A 19,456-nucleotide genomic window follows, 5' to 3' on the forward strand; every position below is an offset into this window, starting at 1 on the left:
CCAGGTGTTCGATGCCCAATCCCGGTCCATGGCGTTCTACGAGATCGGACCACCACCGTTCGTGCGATTCTCCGGCCCCGGACCGATGTTCCTCGATGGGCCAGGCCAATCAGCGGGCACCGTCGGCGCGGTTGTCGCGCAGCCCGGGCAGAGCCAGGCGGCAGTCATCCTGACCAGTGGCGACCGCCGGTCGGTCAGTTCTGCGGCACTGAAACAGCTGGAGCAGGTTCCCGAGGAACGTACCGTCAGTGTCGACCTCGACGGCCTGGGGCCCTACCGGCTCGTGGCGGAGTCATCGAATGACGGGGTCGTGGTGGCGGGTCTGCCGCTGTCCGGGGTGCAACAGACGCTGCGATCCGTCACCTGGATGATCGGCGGGTTCTCCGCGCTGGCGCTGGCCGCGGCGATTGCCGCGGGCACCGTGATGATCCGCAGGGAACTCGTTCCGCTGTCACGGATGTCCGAAGCGGCGCAACACGTTGCCGGGCTGCCGCTGCACGAAGGCGAGGTGCGATTGCCGGCGCAGATCGAGCCGGTGTCCGCCGATACCGCGCATACCGAGGTGGGCCGGCTCGGCACCGCTCTCAACAGCATGGTCGACCGCGTCGCCGACGGGCTGGCCACCCGCCATGCCAGCGAGACCCGGGTACGCCAGTTCGTCGCCGACGCGAGCCACGAGTTGCGCACCCCGCTGGCCTCGATACAGGGATACACCGAGGTGGCCCGCCGCCTGGTCACGGGAATACCCGGGGACGCGACCGATGCGTCACGCGACGATCTGGTCTATGCGCTGACCCGCGTCCATGCCGAGTCCCGCCGAATGAGTCAACTGGTCGAGGACATGCTGCTGCTGGCCCGACTCGACGCCGGCCGGCCCTTGGCCCATGACGAAGTCGACCTGTCCCAGATGGTGATCGACGCGGTGAGCGACGCCCACATGGCCGGCCCCGAACATCGGTGGGCCCTGGACCTGCCGGATCACCCGGTGATCGCCGTCGGCGACCGGCCGCGGCTGCAACAGGTACTGACCAACCTGCTCTCGAACGCCCGCGTCCACACCCCCGCCGGCACCACAGTGGTCACTGCGCTCACCGATACCGCCGACGGTGCCATCTCGTTGACGGTGTCCGACAACGGGCCCGGCATCCCCGCCGATGTGCTGCCGGACATTTTCGAACGCTTCGCGCGAGGAGACGAATCCCGATCGCGTGCTGCCGGCAGCACCGGCCTCGGTTTGGCCATCGCGCAAGCCGTCGCCAAGGCACATCGCGGCACCATCGCAGTCGACAGCAGCCCGAATGGGTCTGCATTCACAGTGACGCTCCCGGCACGCGAAATACAGACATAGCCGCGCCCAAGACCGCTCATACGCGGTCCGCAGTGACCGACCCGCGGCGGGCGCAACCCGTCTCCGTCTCGCGCCCGGTAACCGCTTCTTCGCCGTGGAACAACCCCACAGCAGCAGACCATATCCCAGAGTGTTCCGGTCTGCTGAACTAGTGAAAATGGCTGCCGCACAGCATTCCTGGCCTCCGCACAGGCGCGACACGCGAGCGATCGGGAGGAGTGATCGCTCGCGTGTCGCATAACTGAGACGATGTCGTCGGACATCATCGTTACCAACTGGCTGTCGCGGGGCCGCTGGCTTTTCGAGCGTATGCCCACCCGTTATGAGCAAACTGTCGCGCGGCTAGGAACTGCGTATGTGACGTGTCCGAGCGCCGCACTCACATGCACCATATGCCAGGGCGGCCTCTCCGCGCGGCACTCTTCGGAACGAGCTCCGGGATTATCTGTGCCACCGGACGACCGCGATCGCAATGCTTGTCGGATGCAGCAATCAATTTGTAGGACAACGTCTTAAGGTGGGACGTGAAGAAAATGGCGACGGCGCGGCGCGCAATTGATCGCACGCCGCGCCGCCTGGATTTGGTCAGCGACCCTTCTTGATCACCGCGGAGGGGGCGGCGGAGGAGGGCATGGAGCAGGGGGCGGTGCGCACTGTCCTGGCGGCGGCGGGGGCGGATCAGCGTTGGCGACCCCGGCACCCAGCAGGCTGGCGGTCAATCCAAGTCCGGTGACGAAAATGGCGGCGCCGACGAATTTGGGCCGGCGTGTGACTGAGCTGGACATGTAGCTCCCTTCTTGCATCAATTATGTTGTCCTGCAACGACTGTAATCCAACATGCAATGCGTAACGCTTCACTGTCCTGTGATATCCATATGCATTCGGAGCTGCAGTTCGATTGGGAATATGGATATTTCATTCGAGCCTGCTTCACGTGACGCTCGCCTCCGCATGTCGCCTTCGGGCTAATAGTTACCACAGTGGCAATTGACAGAAAACGCATATTGCCGGCGAGGCGTGACAGCGGTTGTATCAACACATAATGGAGCGATGGCACCGATAGCGCGTCGCAAGCCGGGCCGCCCGTCGGCGGAAACAACTACTGCCAACCGCCAGCGCATCCTGCGTGCGGCGCGCGAGTCGTTCATTGAATTCGGTTACACAACAACGACGTTCGAGGTCATCGCAGCCCGGGCAGGCTTGTCCCGACCGGCACTTCATTATCATTTTGCCAACAAGCCACAGTTGTACCGCGACGCCATCGACCGTCCGGCGGCCGCTGTGATTGCAGAAGCGGCCGCTACGGCCCGAAACTCGGAAACCTTGACTTCCCAGCTCGTGAGCTTCTTTTCAGCGGCACTGGGCGCCGACAATCCCGACCAGTGCAACGCCCAGCTCGTCGCCGCCGCAGTGCGTGAATCGGTACGCGACGCAAAGTTGATCGTCACCGACCACTCGGTGCTGCGTGCTGCCCGGACGTTCATCTCGTCGGCAATGCGCGAGGCTGTCGACCGCGACGAACTCAGCTCTGAAACCAATATCGCGGACGCCGCCGAAGCGATGGTCGCGGTTCTGTGCGGTATCGCCTCTTATCCGACGGCAGTTGGCCCTGCCGAGAATCTCCCGGCCATCGTGAGTGCTTTCGAGCTGCTGATTACAGACAGACTACTTGCCGGCTGACAGGCAATCGCGGAATCCTCGATTTGACAAGGGATCTGACGCTCGCAGGTGACTCATCCGGGTGCCACCGGGTCAGACGAGTGCAGTCGCTGCAAACACAAGCCCACCCCTTGCTCCGCAGGCCTGCGGTCTGACGGGCTCAGAGGCGCGGCGAAGTCAGTGAAAAAGATTGAGGTTGAGGCTTGGTAGGGACAAGCCGGGCAAGCCCAAAGACAGCGGAACCGACAGGTTCACGTTGGGCGCCGGCAAGCTCGACAGGTTGATCGGCGGAAAGCCGCCCAGACTCCAATCGTCGCCCCAGTCAAGGCCGTTGGTGTTGTTGCGTGCGGTCTTGCCCGAACGCGACTGGCCGGCGTGATTGTCCTGGTTGACGGTGTCGGGAGACGCCTGCGCAACGCCGGCGCCAGCCACCGAAACCGCAAGCGCAGTGGCTGAAATGATGGCGCCTCGTGTGATCAGTGTGAGCGTCATGTGGCGCGGACCTCCCTCGATTGACTGCTGCCTTTGGCAAAAGGTAGCCGTCCACTCTGGGAAATCCGTATCGACGTAATGAGAGCCGACTATGGCTATCCCTGGTTTCCGAATTGACTTGTCCTCGCCGTAAGCCCGGCACGGCATGGGAAATTGCGCGAGGTCGATGGGCGAAGGTAACCACGCCACGGAACAGACCATCGTCACGCTCGTTACCCGATGAACGCCAAAACAGCGCCACACCAAAAGGTGTAGCGCTGAGTTGGCGGACATCGGTTGCGGCTTCGCCGCCTTGACTCCGGTCCGTTCCGGGGCTTTGGAGTGGGTTAAGCCGGTGGCATGACGCCCGCTTGGTTACGTGCCGATGCGGGCGCCCTCACCCTCACCTCGCCGGCTCGGGCGCCGGCTCCGCGGCCACCGACGATTCGCGGGTCTGCCTGCGTGCGACGCGGGCCGGTCCCGCGACATACCACGCCGCCGCGGCGAGCAGCACTGCCAGGAAGATCCACGGGATCACGGCTGTCGGCCAGGCCGGGACCGGATACACGTTGCGGTAGAAGACGTACGCGAGGCAGCACGTGACGGTCAGCCCAATGATGGCGGCGATGCCAACGCTGGTCTGTGGCGCCAGGCGCCGCACCAGAATCGGGATACCCAGCCCCATCAGCATGTAGGCGATCATGTAGCCGAAGGTTCCCATGGTGCCGGTGTAGGAGTACACGTCGAGCTCGTTGATTCCGCTGAGTCCCAATCCGAGTGCCGCGACCAGGGCGGCCGCACTGAGCAAGATGATCGCCACATGCGGCGTCTTGCGGATGGGATGCGTCGCGGCGAGCTTGCTGTGCACCAACTGCGACTCACCCATCGAGCGCAGTACGCGGCTGGCCGCTGTCAGTGAGCCGGCCACACAGGCGAAGTTGGAAGCCACCGCACCCAGATCGATGGACAGCCCAAGCCAGTGCATGCCAAGGCCGTCGGCCAATGTGTTCAAAGGCGTTGCGTCGGCGGCCAGGTTGTCGGCACCACCGAAACCGACGATCTGCGCGTAAGACCCATACAGGTAGAGCGCGCCGGCCAGTAGCGCACTGCCCGTGACGGCACGTGGGATTGTCCGTTGTGGGTCCTTGGCCTCGACCGACAAACAAGCGGCTGACTCGAACCCGACGAAACCCAGGGTCGCCAGCACCATGCCGCTGACCACCTGTTGCACCGTGATTCCCGTGGGCATCAGCGGCGCGAGACTGACCCCATGCCGAATCAAAACCATGGTGAGCACCAACAGAATTGCTCCGATAGAGAGCACCTCGAGTACCACACCGGTCCAGGCGGAGATCCGGACGCCGCGGATCATCATCCATGCTGCGCAGACCACGCACACAACTTCGAGGATCACCATTACCGAGATCGAAGTAGCGGGCGCGCCGGCGCTCGCCGGTGGAGCCACTCCGAGAAGGGGTTTGGCGTACTGCGAGAACTGGGCGACGCAGCCGACGGAGATGAGCAGGTACCCGAAGGCGAGACCGGTCGACCCGACGAACCCGACCGCTCTACCGAACGCGGCGGTGATATGTGAGAGCAGGTCCTCTCCCGGCCGCAACCGTGCCGCCCGGGACACGCACCAGCCCACCAAGAGCAGCACGCACAAGGAGACGGCGTAGGAATACAAGGTGCCTGCGCTGGCGCTGGCCGCCACAAGCGTTGCGCCGGAAACCATCACGGCACTTGGCGCGATGCCGGCGGTCGACTGCGCGACGAGCTCGACACCGCTCATGCTGGCGGCCGCGAGTCCGGTGCCCGCGTTCTCCTGGGCATCTCTGACTTCCTCGAGCCGCTCGACATTGGATATAGACGGCATTGATCGGTCTCCTCAATGGCGATTGGTCGGCCCGCGACCACGGCGCGGACCGCCTGCCGGCTGCGGTGCCGGCGGCTGACGTGTGTATTGGGTGAATTGACCCAGCGGGACAACCGCTTTCGGTCCACCATCCGCGGCCAACTTTAGGGTCGGCTTGTTACCGGTAGTGACAACGAATGTTAAAAGCGCCAACAAAATCCACTGTCAGCCATGACGGTCGTCACAGAAGCCAGTCATGTCTGGTCAGCATTGAGTGCATTCGTCATTATTTCGGCCGCCGCGTTTCCTGAAACGAAGCATTACCGAAGGTGCCACCGCTCACACCATGAGTCCACATATCCCCACACCAGGGAACGCGGAATCAGAGCCAGAGATCAGCGTCGTCGATATACGCTCGCGTCGCGAAATCTTGAAAGAAAGCCTGGGTTCTGGAATTCGGGAGCCGGTCGGCGATGAGGGACCGTTGCACTGAATAGTGTTGCAGCACAAACTTATACGCGCATGCAACGTGAATCTGCGTGGAACATGGTCGACGTTGGTTTGGCGAGCCCTGAATTTCTTCGACAGTGCCGAATTGAGCACTTCACAGGGCTTTGACACCTGGGATCAACATCTGCGATCCCGCGGACTATTACCTCTTGGCGAAGATGATTCGATGCCAGTCTTTCTCGGCAACCGAGGTGATATCGCTCATCACATGTTTGATGGTCAGGTATTCCTCGAACGAATAGGCGCTCATGTCTTTACCGAACCCGGAAGCACCGAAACCGCCATGTGGCATTTCGGAGATGATCGGAATGTGGTCATTGATCCACACGCAGCCGGCCTGGATTTCGCGCGATGCCCGCTGAGCTCGATACACGTCGCGAGTCCATGCCGAGGCCGCCAGGCCGTACTCGGTGTCGTTGGCCTGCCGCAGTGCGTCGTCGTCGTCAACGAAGGGCCGCACGGTCAGCACGGGACCGAAAATCTCATCACGGTAGATCTCGGAGTCTTCCGCTACATCCGCAATCAGTGTCGGCGGGTAGAACGTGCCGGAACCCTCGGGCAGTGTGCCGCCCGTCACGATCCTCCCACCGTGCTGCTGCGCCCGTTCCACCATGCCGGCGACCTTGATCCGGTGTGGCGTCGAGATCACCGGTCCCAGATCGGTATTCGGGTCATGCGGGTCTCCGGTGACGACCTTGCCGAACAGTTCGGCAACGCCGGCAACAAAGTCGTCGTACAACGGTTGCGCCACGATGGCGCGGGTCGCCGCAGTGCAATCCTGGCCGGTGTTGATCAGGGATGCCGCCACCGCACCATGGATCGCGGCATCCAAGTCGGCGTCATCGAAGACCACGAACGGAGCCTTGCCGCCGAGTTCGAGTTGCGTGCGGTGGCCGTGGACCGCCGCAGCTGTCATCACCCGTCGCCCGACCGCCGTCGAGCCGGTGAACGTCACCATGTCGACGTCACGATGCCCGGCAAGGGCCGCGCCGACGTCCGCGCCCAGACCGGTCACGACATTGAACACACCTTCGGGCAGCCCCGCTTCGGCCGCCAACCGGGCCAGCGTGAGCGTGGTCAGCGGGGTGATCTCGGCAGGCTTGATCACCACGGCACAACCAGCCGCCAACGCGGGCAACGCCTTCCAGACCGCCATCTGCAGCGGGTAGTTCCACGGCGTGATGGTGGCGACCACGCCGACCGCCTCGCGCCGGATGCTCGACGTGTGGTCGGCCGAGTACTCGGCAGTGGCCTTGCCCTCGAGGTGTCGGGCGGCACCGGCGAAAAAGTCGATGTTGTCGACGCTGCCGGGGACGTCGAAGTTTGCCGCCAGCCGGACCGGTTTACCGGTCTGGCTGACCTCCTGATCTACCAGCTCGTCAGCGTTCTCGGCGGCCAGTCGGGCCAACCGTGCCAGAACCGTGGCCCGTTCGGCCGGAGTGGCCCGGGCCCAGCTCGGCTGTGCGGCGCGGGCCGCGGCCACTGCGGCGTCTACATCGGCGGGCGTCGCCAGCGCGTACGACGCCACGACAGCACCCGTCGCCGGATTGACGATCTCGAACGGACTCCCGTCCGTCGTCACAGTCTTTCCGTTGATGAAGCTACCTGCGACGACCTGGCCTACACCTGCGCTCACGATCCTGAACGCTACCTCAACACTGCTGCGGATTCCACTTGAAATCACGTGTTCTTCGACTGATTCCGTCGAACATGTTGTGCAAGACGACGAAATCCGTGCACAATTGACGCCATGGCCATCCCAGATGCACCGCCCGATGCCGCTGCGATGCCTACGCGCAGCGGCCAATCTCGGGGCGGCACCGCATTCCAGCTCGACGAACTCTCGAAAGAGATCATCGAGCAACTGCAGCAGGATGGCAGGCAGTCCTACGCCGCCATCGGTAAAGCGGTCGAGCTGTCGGAAGCGGCCGTGCGACAACGGGTCCAGCGCATGATCGACTGCGGCGTCATGCAGATCGTCGCCGTGACGGACCCCGTTCAAATGGGCTTCGGACGCCAGGCCTTGATCGGCGTTCGCTGCACGGGCGACACCACCAAGGTCGCCGACGAACTTGCCGCCATTGCGTCCGTCGACTACGTCGTGCTGACCGCCGGAACCTTCGACATCATCATCGAAGTCGTCTGCGAAGACGACAGCCACCTGCTCGACCTGCTCAACAGCAAGATTCGAGCGGTGCCGGGGGTGCTGTCCACCGAAACGCTCGTCTATCTCAAACTCGTCAAACAGCAATACAACTGGGGCACGCGATGACAACAATCAATGCAGCACAAACACTTTCAACCGACCTGGCCGCCAAGGCCAAGCGGCACCTGTGGGGGCACTTCGCCCGCCACGGCGCCGACATCACCCCGCCCATCATCACCCGCGGCGAGGGTGTCACCATCTTCGATGATCGGGGCAAGAGCTACATCGACGGGCTTTCGGGCCTGTTCGTCGTGCAGGTCGGGCACGGCCGCGAAGAACTCGCGGCGGCAGCTGCCCGCCAGGCCGAGCAGCTGTCCTTCTTCCCGTTGTGGTCCTACGCAACGCCGACCGCGATCGAACTGGCCGAGCGTATCGCCAACTATGCGCCGGGCGACCTGAACCGGGTCTTCTTCACCACCGGCGGCGGCGAAGCGGTCGAGAGTGCGTGGAAGCTGGCCAAGCAGTTCTTCAAGTTGACCGGAAAACCCGGTAAGCACAAGGTGATTTCGCGTTCCATCGCGTATCACGGAACCCCTCAGGGCGCACTGGCGATCACCGGTATCCCGGCTTTCAAGGCGCCGTTCGAACCGCTCACCCCTGGCGGCTTTCGCGCACCGAACACCAACTTCTACCGGGCGCCCGATGCCTATGCACACGACCCGGAGGCATTCGGCCGGTACTGCGCCGACCGCATCGCCGAGGCCATCGAATTCGAGGGTCCCGATACCGTCGCCGCCGTGTTCCTCGAGCCAGTGCAGAACGCCGGCGGGTGCTTCCCACCGCCGCCGGGATACTTCCAGCGCGTGCGTGAGATCTGCGACCAGTACGACGTACTCCTGGTGTCCGACGAGGTGATCTGCGCCTACGGCCGCATCGGCTCGATGTTCGCCTGCGACGATTTCGGCTACATTCCCGACATCATCACCAGCGCAAAGGGTTTGACGTCCGGCTACTCCCCGATCGGCGCGATGATCGCCAGCGATCGCCTGTTCGAACCCTTCAACGACGGCAAGACGATGTTCGCGCACGGCTATACCTTCGGCGGACACCCGGTGTCGTCCGCGGTGGCGCTGGCCAACCTCGATATCTTCGAGCGTGAGGGCATCAACACTCACGTCAAGGAGACCGCGCCGGCGTTCCGGGCCACCCTGGAGAAGCTGTACGACCTGCCCATCGTCGGCGATGTCCGCGGCGAGGGATTCTTCTACGGCATCGAACTCGTGAAAGAAAAGGCCACCAGGGAGACCTTCAACGCAGAAGAGTCTGAGCGCCTGCTGCGCGGCTTCCTCACCCCCGCACTGTGGGAGGCGGGTCTGTACTGCCGCGCGGACGATCGTGGCGACCCAGTGATCCAGCTGGCTCCGCCGCTGATCAGCGGGCAGAAGGAGTTCGACGCGATCTACGACATCCTGCGCAACGTTCTCGACGAGGCCGGGCGCCGCCTTTAGGGCACCGGCCCGACACGTCGCGCACGGCGACTTTCGAATCCAGCAGGTTCAAACGGTGGGCCGGCGGCGGCGAATCGGCCACGGTGGCAATCGAATACACAATTCACCACCGATACGGAGCCCACATGCCCTTCTTCGACGGCGCCGCCGGACGGGTCTTCTACCGACACTGGACCTTCACCGAAGAGCCAGCCGCAGCACTGGTCTTCTTGCACGGGTTCGGCGAGCACTCCGGTCTCTACCACCGGTTCGCCGCCGAGCTCGGCCGCCACGGCATCGATCTATGGGCACTCGACCAGCCCGGCCACGGACTGTCCGACGGCACCCGGGGCGACGTCGGCGACTTCACCGACGTGGTCTCCAACGCCCGCACGCTCACCGCACTGGCCGTCCAACAGGGCCCCGACGTCCCGTTGGTGATCGCCGGGCACTCGCTCGGCAGCGTAGGCGCGCTGCTCACCGCACTCGAGGACACCAACCGGTACCGCGCCGTGGTGGTCAGTGGAGCGGCACTCGATCCACTGCAGTGGCTCAACGAGGCCGACTCGGCGCAGCCGTTCGAGTTGGAACTCGACGCGCTGTCCGCCGACCCCACCTACCGCGACGAACTCGTCAACGACCCGCTGGCATTCACCGGTGCCGACGTAGTGGGCCTCCTATCCCGGCTCTTCCCGCCAGCGTGGCGGCGCCTCGAGGCCGAGCTGCCGGAGCTACAGCTACCAATCCTCGCTGTACACGGCGAGCACGACACCATCGCGCCGCCGACCGCAATCCTGGGCTGGCGCGACCGACTGCTGCGGCTGCGGGTCGAGGTCATCGAGGGTGCCGCGCACGACGTGCTCAACGAAGTCGCGCACCGTCGGGTCGCCGACCTCATCGCCGCCCATGCCATCGCCCAGCACGCGCCCGGCACGATCGACGCCGAGGTGCCCGCGTGACCCCGACGACAACTGTGAGCGGTTATTCCGTTACACGACAGACACGTTCGTGAGACTGGTCAGTCCCCAGCGGACCCTGCGTGCTCTAGCGGGCTGAGTCCCCGTCTTGCCTGACGGCAGCCACCGCCGTCGAGGAGGATTCCCACCTCCGCAATAATCTGTCTGACAGATTTGGCATGCTCGTGGTACAAATGGCGCTTTGGGCCGGATCTGGAGGAGACGACAGTGCCAGTTGCAGTGCTGACCACCGGTGGCACAATCGCCAGCGGTCGCAGCTGTGATGGCCGTATCTCTCCGTTGGCGCGGGGCGCGATCAGCCACCTCATCGGTCCGGATGTTTTGGTGCGCGACGTCATGGCGATCGACTCCTCGACGATGTCGTTACAGCGGATGACCTCCCTCCGCAACGCCGTTACCGAGGTGCTCGATGATCCGGACACCGATGCGGTGGTGATTTTGCATGGCACTGACACCCTCGAGGAGACCGCAATGTTCCTCGATCTCTTCCACGACGATCCCCGTCCGGTGGTGGTGACCGGCGCGCAGCGGCCTGCCGACCATCCCGACCCCGACGGGCCGCACAACATCTCGTTTGCAATACAGGCTGCGCGCAGCGCCGACTCGCGCGAGCAAGGAGTGCTGATTGCGTTTGGTGGCCAGCTTCTAGCCGCCCGGGGCGCGCGCAAGGCTCACACCACCCAGCTCGATGCCTATCGGCAGTACGCACCGGCCGCTCAGCGTCCCGCGGCGTTACCTTGGCACCCAACAATCGGCCAACAACGCGTCGACATCGTCGCCCTGTATCCGGGCGTCGACCGAACGCACATCGATGCCAGCGTGTCGGCCGGCGCGCGTGGGATCGTCCTCGATTCGATGGGTTCAGGCAATGCCAACCCGAATATCCTTGGCGCCGTGAGCGATTGCATCCTGCGTGGTGTCGCCGTCGTGGTCACCAGTCGGGTGCCCGATGGTGTCGTCGAACCCGTCTACGGGGGTAGCGGTGGCGGTCACGACCTGATTGCCGCCGGCGCAATCGCCTCTCCGTGGCTACGGGCAGCGCAGGCTCGCATCCAGCTGGCCGCGCTGCTGGCCTGCGGCGCCGAGCGAGACCAGATGGTCGACGCCTTCGCCGAAGCCCGCGACCCCGTCGCGCCGCGTTGACAGCGTCCGATCAGCGCGCGCACCCTAAGAGGCGTGAATCTGCCTTATAGCTGGACAGATCGGCCCGCGACGATCGTGCGGCGCAACGCAACCGAAGCAGTGCTCGAGGATCTGTGCACGGCCATCGAAGCCGGCGACCTGCCCATCGGAGCCAAGCTGCCACCGGAAGCCGCGCTCGCCGAGCGCTACGGGGTCAGCCGCTCTGTAATCCGCGAAGCGTTGCGCTCCTGCCAAACCCTGGGCTTGACCTCGACGAAGACCGGCTCCGGAACCGTGGTCGTAGCGTCGCATGCGGCCTCACCGCGTTACGGCAAGTTCTCGGCACGGGACCTCATCGAAGCGCGTCCCTACATCGAAGTGCCCGCCGCCGGCTGGGCCGCGCGTCGGCGCACCGACGCCCAACTGGCCAACCTGACGCGCATCAACGACGCGATGCAAGCCGAGACCGACCCAGCGCTGTGGGTTCAGCTCGACACCGAATTCCACCTCGCCATCGCCCAGACCTCGGGCAACGAAGTGTTCACCACCGTCGTCGCAGCGATCCGTGACGCACTTGGCCAGCAGTCCCGCATCCTCAACGCCGCCTTCGCTGAACGCAGATCTGCATCCAACGCCGAACACGGCAGGATCCTCCAGGCCATCGCCGCTGGTGACTACGCCGACGCCAGCGAATGCATGCGCCGGCATCTCGACAAGGTGGAGCAAGCCGTCACCGAACTCGCCGGAGACACGCCCGCCTGAGTCCTCCAAGTCACGGCCGTCGCGACCGCTGACTTCCTATTGACGCGGACAGTGACCCATGCCACACTCAGCTGGAAAGCTGTCTGACAGCCTGGCAGCTGGACCACATATCGAATGGGAGTCCGATGGCGACGGTGCCAACCACCACCGACCCGACAGCGCGCCGAAAAGCTGTCAACCTGACCCGCGAGGATGAGGGCTATCACAAGGGCCTCAAGCCGCGGCAGCTGCAAATGATCGCGATAGGCGGCGCCATCGGGACTGGCCTGTTCCTCGGGGCGGGCGGCCGACTGCACTCCGCAGGACCGGGCCTCTTCCTGGCATACGGGGTGTGCGGCATCTTCGTGTTCCTGATCCTGCGCGCCCTCGGCGAACTGGTGTTGCATCGGCCGTCATCGGGCTCGTTCGTCTCCTATGCGCGTGAATTCTTCGGCGAGAAAGCCGCCTACGTCGTCGGCTGGATGTATTTCCTCAACTGGGCGATGACCGCCATCGTCGACACCACCGCGATCGCCACGTATTTCCATTTCTGGAAGGCGTTCGACGTCGTGCCGCAATGGGCGGTGGCGCTAATCGCGCTCGTGATCGTGCTGTCGGTCAACATGATTTCGGTCAAATGGTTCGGCGAGATGGAATTCTGGGCGGCGCTGATCAAGGTGATAGCGCTGATGGCGTTCCTGGTCGCAGGAACCATCTTCCTGGCCGGACGCTTCAAGATCGACGGCCAGAGCACGGGATTCAGCATCTGGTCACATCAAGGCGGGCTGTTTCCCACCGGCGCGCTCCCACTGCTCATTGTCACCTCGGGGGTGGTATTCGCCTATGCCGCAGTTGAATTGGTGGGCACCGCCGCCGGTGAGACAGCTGAGCCCGAGAAGATCATGCCGCGCGCCATCAACTCAGTCGTCGCTCGTATCGCGATCTTCTACGTCGGATCGGTGTCGCTGCTGGCATTACTGCTGCCTTACACCGCCTATAAGGCCGGCGAAAGTCCTTTCGTGACGTTCTTTTCCAAGATTGGCTTCGGCGGCGCCGGCGACATCATGAACATCGTCGTGCTCACCGCCGCGTTCTCCAGCCTCAACGCCGGCCTCTACTCAACCGGCCGCATCCTGCGGTCCATGGCAATGAATGGCAGCGCCCCGAAGTTCACCGCACGGATGTCCAAACGGGGCGTACCCTACGGCGGCATCCTGTTGACCTGTGCGATCTGCCTTTTCGGTGTGGTGCTCAACGCGTTCAACCCCGGTCAAGCCTTCGAGATCGTCCTGAATATGGCCGCTCTGGGCATCATCGCCTCGTGGGGCACGATCGTGTTGTGCCAACTGCGACTGGTCAAGATGGCCAACGCCGGCACCATGAAACGACCAAAGTTCCGGATGCCATTCACCCCCTACAGCGGCTACCTCACCCTGGCGTTCCTCGTCGCCGTGCTGGTCTTGATGGCCTGCGACGCACCGGTGGGCACCTGGACGGTCGGGACACTCGTTGTGCTCATCCCAATGCTGATCGCCGGCTGGTATCTGGTGCGAGGGCGCGTGCGAGCCGTCGCGCAAGAACGCCTCGGCTATACCGGCGAGTTCCCCGTCATCGCCAACCCACAAGTGGATTGAGAGAAATGAATACCCGCATCGAACATGACCTTCTGGGCGCCAAAGAGGTACCGGCCCAGGCCTATTGGGGCGTACACACCGCACGCGCGGTCGAAAACTTCCCGATCACCGGTACCACCATCGGCCGGTACGAGCACCTGATCTGCGCGCTTGCCGTGGTGAAACAAGCCGCGGCACGCACCAACGCCGACCTCGGATTGCTCAGCGACGAACGGGCCGCGGCCATCGACCAGGCCTGCAACGAGATCCGCGCAGGCCAGTTGGCCGACCAATTCATCGTCGACGTCATCCAGGGCGGAGCCGGGACGTCGACGAACATGAACGCCAACGAGGTGATCGGCAACCGTGCGCTGCAGATCATGGGCCACGAAATCGGCCAGTATCAGTACCTGCATCCCGCTGACCATGTGAACATGAGCCAATCCACCAACGATGTCTATCCGACAGCGCTCAACATCGCCACGATTACCTCGTGTGACGGCCTGGATGCCGCAATGGCGCAGCTGATTTCGGCGTTTGACGACAAAGCCACGGAGTTCGATCGGGTCATAAAGATGGGCCGGACGCAGCTGCAGGACGCCGTGCCGATGACGCTGGGCCAGGAGATGCGCGGCTATGCGGTCACCATCAGTGAGGACCGCCAGCGGCTGGCCGAGTCGACTGCGCTGCTGCACGAAATCAATATGGGCGCAACGGCCATCGGAACCCGGCTCAACGCGCCGCCAGGCTACGTCGACGCGGTGTGTAAGCACCTGCGCGCACTGACTGAACTCCCTTTGGCGACTGCCGAGAATCTGATCGAGGCGACACAGGACCCCGGCGCGTTCGTCCATGTGTCGGGCATACTCAGGCGGATCGCGGTCAAGCTGTCCAAAATCTGCAACGATCTGCGGCTGCTGTCCTCAGGCCCTCGTGCCGGCCTCCACGAGATCAATCTGCCTGCAGTCCAAGCCGGTTCGAGCATCATGCCCGGAAAAGTAAACCCCGTCATCCCCGAGGTCGTCACTCAGGTGTGCTATTCGGTGATCGGCAACGACCTGACGATCACCATGGCCGCCGAGGCAGGCCAACTGCAGCTCAACGCGTTCGAGCCGATCATCGCCCGATCGCTGTTCGAGAGCATCGCCCAACTCACCGCGGCGTGCCAGACGCTGACCACCCGATGCGTGCGGGGCATCACCGCCAACGTCTCCACGATGGCCGCACACGTGCACCACTCGATCGGCCTTGCCACCGCGCTCAACCCCTACCTCGGCTACGCGAAGACCACCGACGTAGCGCGCGAAGCACTGGACAGCCACCGCAGCGTCGCCGACATCGTCCTCGAGCGCGGCTACCTCGGCGAACAGCAGCTCCGGCAGATCTTGGCGCCAGAGCGCCTCGCCAATCTCTCCAGCGACAGCGAGGCGGTGGTCAGTTCTTGAAATGCTTGTCAGCCCTGATCATCTGAACTGGGCAGATGACGACGTTCCCACTCGCATGACAGACCACCTGCTCGCGCTGTGACAGTGATGGTGTGCGATCAGGTCGGTGACACGCAGCAGGCGACAATGGCGTGAATCGGTGCGCGACGAAACTCTGATCGTCGCCGACCGCTTCAGATCGCGATCTGATTGTCACCGTCACCGCGCCAGACCGCCACGGCCTTATCCAGTGACAAGCCCAGCGCATCGCACAGGCCGACCACCGTACCGAAGCTGGGGCTGGGCAGCCTGCCGACTTCGATCTTGCGCAGCGTCTCCGGTGAGATGCCCGCGTTCCGGGCGATCACCTCGGGCGCACGGCCGGCGCGCGCAGTCCTGATCAACGCACCGAGGCGCTGCCCGGCTCGGATCTGTTCGGGACTGAGCGGTATACGCACCATGTGGACAGCATAGTGGTATTCAAATACCACTGCTGGTACCGTCGCGCATGGTATAAAAATACCGCGTCGAGATGGAGTCCACGCATGATCGAACTGAAGACCGCCAACGAGATCGACAAGATGGCGGTCACCGGTGAATTCGTCGCGCAGACACTCGCGACGCTGGCGCGCGCAGCCGAACCTGGCGTGAATCTGATGCAGCTCGAGCGTCGGGCCAGAGCGCTGGTCGCCGACCGCGGCGCGACGAGTTGCTATTGGGACTACGCACCGTCGTTCGGCCGCGGCCCGTTCCGCAACGTGATCTGCCTGTCGGTCAATGACGGTGTGCTGCACGGACTTCCGCACGACTACGTGCTGCGTGATGGCGATCTGCTCAAGATGGACTTCGCAGTGTCCATCGACGGGTGGGCCGCTGACTCCGCCGTCACTGTCATCGTCGGTGACAACGCCGACGACGCCGACACCGCACTTGTGGAATCCACGAGACGGGCCCTCAGCGCGGCTGTCGCGGCCGCGGTTCCCGGTGGCCACCTCGGCGACATCTCGGCGGCCATCTCCGATGTCGCCTCTGCCTGCGGATACGCCGTCAACACCGATTACGGCGGCCACGGCATCGGTCGCACCATGCACGAGGACCCGCACGTGCCCAATCGCGGTAAGCGCGGTCGCGGGCTCCGGCTTCAACCGGGCATGTGCCTCGCGCTCGAACCGTGGTGGTCGCGCGGATCGAACCGGTTGGTCAAAGACGCCGACGGCTGGACCTTGCGGTCAGCCGACGGCTCCAACACCGCACATTCCGAGCACACCGTCGCCATCACCGAGGCGGGGCCGCGCGTACTCACCGCACTCGGGTGACTCCGCCTACAACACGGTTCTCACTGGTACGCACGCTACAAGCGGCGCTCGACCCACCCGATGTCGTCTACGAGCCAGAAAGTTCAGCGACCGAATAGCCCGATAACCTAGCGAACAACCACGAACTTGGCGCCATCGCTGCGCGGCACCCGGACGAAGACAACACCACGGCGACTGGTGAGGTGTCGCGAGTCGTTGCGGAGAACAACTTGTGATGGTCGACGTGGCTCGATACGCGGTAGTCGCTCGAGATGTGGTGTCACGACCCATCACAGCGCACGGGTCGGGAATTCCATACGGTCGTCCTCGCGGGGTTGGTGAAAGGCATTGTCCCGCGTCAAGTGAAAGGCGCCAATGGCTTTCGTGATCCGACCCCAAAGGAGACGGAGGAGCCTCGGTGGACCCCGCTACGTCGCGATAGCGAGACCAGAGCACGACGTGCATTTGATCGTCGGTTCGGGCTACTTCACTCCGTTCGGCCGTTAGATCTCATCCGGGGCATCGCCGTTCGTCGTCGACATCGACTCCGCCCTCAAGTCTGGCAGCGGCTAGCAGAGATCATCGGTCAACCGCCGATCATGGCCACCTATGTCGGGTATCGATAACCTGAACACACCGTCAGAGTCAGCACCAATAGCGCTGCCGCACTGGAATATTCATAGCTGCCGAGGTATCGGCAGGCCGCCCGGGTCAGTCGCGCTAGACGACGAAGAGCCTCATTCTGCGACATCCAAGCTGTCGAGAACGTGGGACCGTATGCGTTCCGCAGCCAGAAATCCAGCGCGCGCCGGGCGCCGGGCCAACGCGGCCTCTCATCGAGTTGGCAATTTTGCCAAGTTGTGCCATCTCAAATGAGAATTTGCCACCCAGATTGAGAAGTGACACCCTCCTGTCACTTCTCAAACTGCGTGGCAAACCGCGACTCCCCTATCTGGGGTTTCGAGGGATTCTCATCGAGTTGGCAAGCAGGTTTTTCTCATCCAGCTGGCAAAACGGTAACGGTACGGTTGTCCAGTTCATTAGGGTGCCCCGCCCAGGCAGCACCGACTGGCCATTCTTCGCTGCTACTGCGGTACCGAGCCAGACCGATCGAACGATTCACACTGCCGTGCAACACTATTGACATTTAATCGATTCAGTGGCTTGTCAGTAATATACGCGTGCCAAACTGATGAGAGTCGTTCACGACGGACCGTTGAGCTGACCGTAGGTGCGCTGGATCGCGGTGCATACAGCTGACGAATCCGCAATACCGTCTTCCTCGGCCTTGCGGCCATACCATGCACAAGTATGGAAAGTGCCTATGCCAAATATGAACGCGCCCAAGTGCAATTGGATGAGCTGCGCGCATCGGTCGACAGGTTCCGCGGCGCCGATCTGGACAATGAACTGTCGTTTCGGATGTCCTATCCCTTCGGGGATCGCGACCCTCGGGGCATACTGACACTGCGCGTACAGATGCGCGCACCCTCGGAGTGGAGCCTCATAATTGGAGACATTCTGACCAACCTGCGGGCTGCGCTCGACCACGCGGTCTACGGCCACGCGATGAGCCGACAGACGCTCAACTCAGAGCGACGCAAAAATCTGTATCACCCCATGAGCACGTCGAGCGCTGAGTGGGAAAGCACCCCGGAAACCACGACCCCCGATGGCAACGTAAAGCCATCGCGGAAGGGAATACGTGAAGTGCTGCAGGACCTTTTGGCCCCTGCCGTGCTGGACGTGATTGAGAAGAACCAACCTTTCAACGGAACCGAAGCCCCCGGTTGGCACGGCCTGTCCGTCCTCAGCGGTTTGGCGAATCGCGATAAACACCGCGCGGTGCTCGATATCCCAATCAACATTGCCGGCCTGGCACTCGGCGATAACAACCTCGACATCACGGCCGAAGGCGAAATCCGGGTTCTCCCCGGTGGAATCATCGAGAAAGACATCACCATTCGCCGCAGGATGACTCCACCCGGACAGCCCCTCAGACACAGAATTGGATCGATATGGGCTAGTGCGGCATTCCTGGAGGAGATCGAGATACCAAACACCGGCGAGCGACGTCCGTGCCTCGACATCATGGAAAAGCTTGTGACGCAGGCTGGACAGTACCTTGAAGAGCTAAAGAGGGCCGGCTGCTGACAGACAAATCGATGGTCGCCGTTAGAACGCAATCTGTTCTCGCCCCAGAGCCGCCGACCACCGTGGGCTACTGCCGATAATGCCCACGACGAGTCAGTCCAATCCTAGCCCTGATCACAACGCCACTAGTGGTAGCGAATGATATTGCTGCACTGGGACATCAGTGCAGCCTAGGCAAACCCAGGTCAATCTCGGGTTGCGTCTGACCGCGAACGAACGACCTTTTGTGGTCTCCCTGCCGTCGAGAAGGAGTTCCGTCGGCCACCCGCAGCCAGCGATCCGGCCCAAGGCAATCACTAAGTCAGCGCTGCATGCGATTTCAGACGGCTCAAGCGGTACCGCTAAACGACCGCTCCCTCCCCCGGCCGTGACCACGCACAGCACGGCGGTGTGGCGAGCAATAGCAGGCTTGAACGCTTCCAATCGGAGCGAGTGGAGTGCCTCTGGGGTGATCATCAGTCCGATCGCATTGATATCCCGAGTACTCCCCCGCTGCCATTCGACATTCATGGCGCCGCGCGATGGCTGTGGTGAACGCGACCCCACCGCCGCGATGCGCGGTAGCTCCCACTTCCGACTCCCGGAGTGCTGGGATCACATGGGCACACTGGATCGCCTCATCGACCACATGACCTGGCGGTTTGCAGGCGCGAA

The 19,456-nt window shown here is 63.3% G+C and carries 15 protein-coding genes; 11 read left to right on the forward strand and 4 right to left on the reverse strand.

Translation table 11 applies throughout. The annotated features are described in order from the left end of the window. Both H289_RS30845 and H289_RS0119085 read left to right on the forward strand, forming a co-directional pair. Positions 1–1,348, forward strand: a 1,348-nt coding sequence (locus H289_RS30845; protein ID WP_020102417.1) for a HAMP domain-containing sensor histidine kinase, incomplete at its 5' end; no start/stop codon positions are given. Between the two features lie 1,050 nt (positions 1,349–2,398). Next, entirely contained in the window at positions 2,399–3,028 is a 630-nt protein-coding gene (locus H289_RS0119085; protein ID WP_020102418.1) for a TetR/AcrR family transcriptional regulator, read from the forward strand. Between the two features lie 156 nt (positions 3,029–3,184). On the opposite strand, the gene H289_RS0119090 is transcribed toward H289_RS0119085, so the two are convergent. The 3 genes from H289_RS0119090 to H289_RS0119100 all read right to left on the reverse strand — a co-directional run bounded on the left by H289_RS0119090 (position 3,185) and on the right by H289_RS0119100 (position 7,479). Continuing rightward, positions 3,185–3,499 carry a hypothetical protein gene (locus H289_RS0119090; RefSeq protein WP_020102419.1) on the reverse strand — a complete coding sequence of 105 codons (315 nt, stop codon included), beginning with the start codon at positions 3,497–3,499 and terminating at the stop codon, positions 3,185–3,187. Between the two features lie 382 nt (positions 3,500–3,881). Next, positions 3,882–5,354, reverse strand: coding sequence for an APC family permease (locus H289_RS0119095; protein WP_020102420.1), 1,473 nt, complete (start codon positions 5,352–5,354; stop codon positions 3,882–3,884). Between the two features lie 631 nt (positions 5,355–5,985). Then, positions 5,986–7,479, reverse strand: coding sequence for a gamma-aminobutyraldehyde dehydrogenase (locus H289_RS0119100; protein WP_029105445.1), 1,494 nt, complete (start codon positions 7,477–7,479; stop codon positions 5,986–5,988). Positions 7,480–7,593: 114 nt separating this feature from the next. Between H289_RS0119100 and H289_RS0119105 the strand changes: the two genes are divergently transcribed. The 7 genes from H289_RS0119105 to H289_RS0119135 all read left to right on the forward strand — a co-directional run bounded on the left by H289_RS0119105 (position 7,594) and on the right by H289_RS0119135 (position 15,374). After that, positions 7,594–8,115, forward strand: coding sequence for an Lrp/AsnC family transcriptional regulator (locus tag H289_RS0119105; RefSeq protein WP_020102422.1), 522 nt, complete (start codon positions 7,594–7,596; stop codon positions 8,113–8,115). Continuing rightward, on the forward strand, positions 8,112–9,497 hold the full coding sequence (locus H289_RS0119110; protein WP_020102423.1) for an aspartate aminotransferase family protein: 1,386 nt from the start codon (positions 8,112–8,114) through the stop codon (positions 9,495–9,497). The genes H289_RS0119105 and H289_RS0119110 overlap by 4 nt, the downstream gene beginning before the upstream one ends. A 125-nt stretch (positions 9,498–9,622) precedes the next feature. After that, positions 9,623–10,435 carry an alpha/beta fold hydrolase gene (locus tag H289_RS0119115; RefSeq protein WP_020102424.1) on the forward strand — a complete coding sequence of 271 codons (813 nt, stop codon included), beginning with the start codon at positions 9,623–9,625 and terminating at the stop codon, positions 10,433–10,435. A 225-nt stretch (positions 10,436–10,660) separates the two neighbouring features. Next, positions 10,661–11,596 carry an asparaginase gene (locus H289_RS0119120; protein ID WP_029105446.1) on the forward strand — a complete coding sequence of 312 codons (936 nt, stop codon included), beginning with the start codon at positions 10,661–10,663 and terminating at the stop codon, positions 11,594–11,596. A gap of 33 nt (positions 11,597–11,629) precedes the next feature. Further along, a complete protein-coding gene (locus H289_RS0119125) occupies positions 11,630–12,337 on the forward strand; it encodes a FadR/GntR family transcriptional regulator (RefSeq protein WP_051128537.1) in 708 nt (235 codons plus the stop codon). A gap of 125 nt (positions 12,338–12,462) precedes the next feature. After that, a complete protein-coding gene (locus tag H289_RS0119130) occupies positions 12,463–13,950 on the forward strand; it encodes an amino acid permease (protein ID WP_020102427.1) in 1,488 nt (495 codons plus the stop codon). A 5-nt stretch (positions 13,951–13,955) separates the two neighbouring features. Further along, positions 13,956–15,374 carry an aspartate ammonia-lyase gene (locus tag H289_RS0119135; RefSeq protein ID WP_020102428.1) on the forward strand — a complete coding sequence of 473 codons (1,419 nt, stop codon included), beginning with the start codon at positions 13,956–13,958 and terminating at the stop codon, positions 15,372–15,374. 173 nt (positions 15,375–15,547) lie between these two features. Here the strand turns inward: H289_RS0119135 and H289_RS0119140 are convergent, their stop codons facing one another. After that, positions 15,548–15,814, reverse strand: coding sequence for a helix-turn-helix domain-containing protein (locus tag H289_RS0119140; RefSeq protein WP_020102429.1), 267 nt, complete (start codon positions 15,812–15,814; stop codon positions 15,548–15,550). Between the two features lie 84 nt (positions 15,815–15,898). Here H289_RS0119140 and map point away from each other — a divergent pair, with 84 nt between their 5' ends. Continuing rightward, complete coding sequence (gene map, locus H289_RS0119145) at positions 15,899–16,669, forward strand: type I methionyl aminopeptidase (RefSeq protein WP_020102430.1); 771 nt, start codon at positions 15,899–15,901, stop codon at positions 16,667–16,669. Between the two features lie 1,290 nt (positions 16,670–17,959). Further along, a complete protein-coding gene (locus H289_RS0119150; RefSeq protein WP_020102431.1) occupies positions 17,960–18,802 on the forward strand; it encodes a hypothetical protein in 843 nt (280 codons plus the stop codon). Positions 18,803–19,456 lie beyond the last annotated feature (654 nt).

It is taken from the genome of Mycobacterium sp. 360MFTsu5.1 (genome assembly GCF_000383495.1).
Lineage (GTDB): Bacteria > Actinomycetota > Actinomycetes > Mycobacteriales > Mycobacteriaceae > Mycobacterium > Mycobacterium mucogenicum_B.

Excerpts from the sequence above, each read along its gene's own strand:
- H289_RS0119085 (WP_020102418.1), top strand. The coding sequence starts at position 2,399 with ATGGCACCGATAGCGCGTCGCAAGCCGGGCCGCCCGTCGGCGGAAACA.
- H289_RS0119090 (WP_020102419.1), bottom strand. The coding sequence starts at position 3,499 with ATGACGCTCACACTGATCACACGAGGCGCCATCATTTCAGCCACTGCG.
- H289_RS0119095 (WP_020102420.1), bottom strand. The coding sequence starts at position 5,354 with ATGCCGTCTATATCCAATGTCGAGCGGCTCGAGGAAGTCAGAGATGCC.
- H289_RS0119105 (WP_020102422.1), top strand. The coding sequence starts at position 7,594 with ATGGCCATCCCAGATGCACCGCCCGATGCCGCTGCGATGCCTACGCGC.
- H289_RS0119110 (WP_020102423.1), top strand. The coding sequence starts at position 8,112 with ATGACAACAATCAATGCAGCACAAACACTTTCAACCGACCTGGCCGCC.
- H289_RS0119115 (WP_020102424.1), top strand. The coding sequence starts at position 9,623 with ATGCCCTTCTTCGACGGCGCCGCCGGACGGGTCTTCTACCGACACTGG.
- H289_RS0119130 (WP_020102427.1), top strand. The coding sequence starts at position 12,463 with ATGGCGACGGTGCCAACCACCACCGACCCGACAGCGCGCCGAAAAGCT.
- H289_RS0119135 (WP_020102428.1), top strand. The coding sequence starts at position 13,956 with ATGAATACCCGCATCGAACATGACCTTCTGGGCGCCAAAGAGGTACCG.
- H289_RS0119140 (WP_020102429.1), bottom strand. The coding sequence starts at position 15,814 with ATGGTGCGTATACCGCTCAGTCCCGAACAGATCCGAGCCGGGCAGCGC.
- map (WP_020102430.1), top strand. The coding sequence starts at position 15,899 with ATGATCGAACTGAAGACCGCCAACGAGATCGACAAGATGGCGGTCACC.
- H289_RS0119150 (WP_020102431.1), top strand. The coding sequence starts at position 17,960 with ATGGAAAGTGCCTATGCCAAATATGAACGCGCCCAAGTGCAATTGGAT.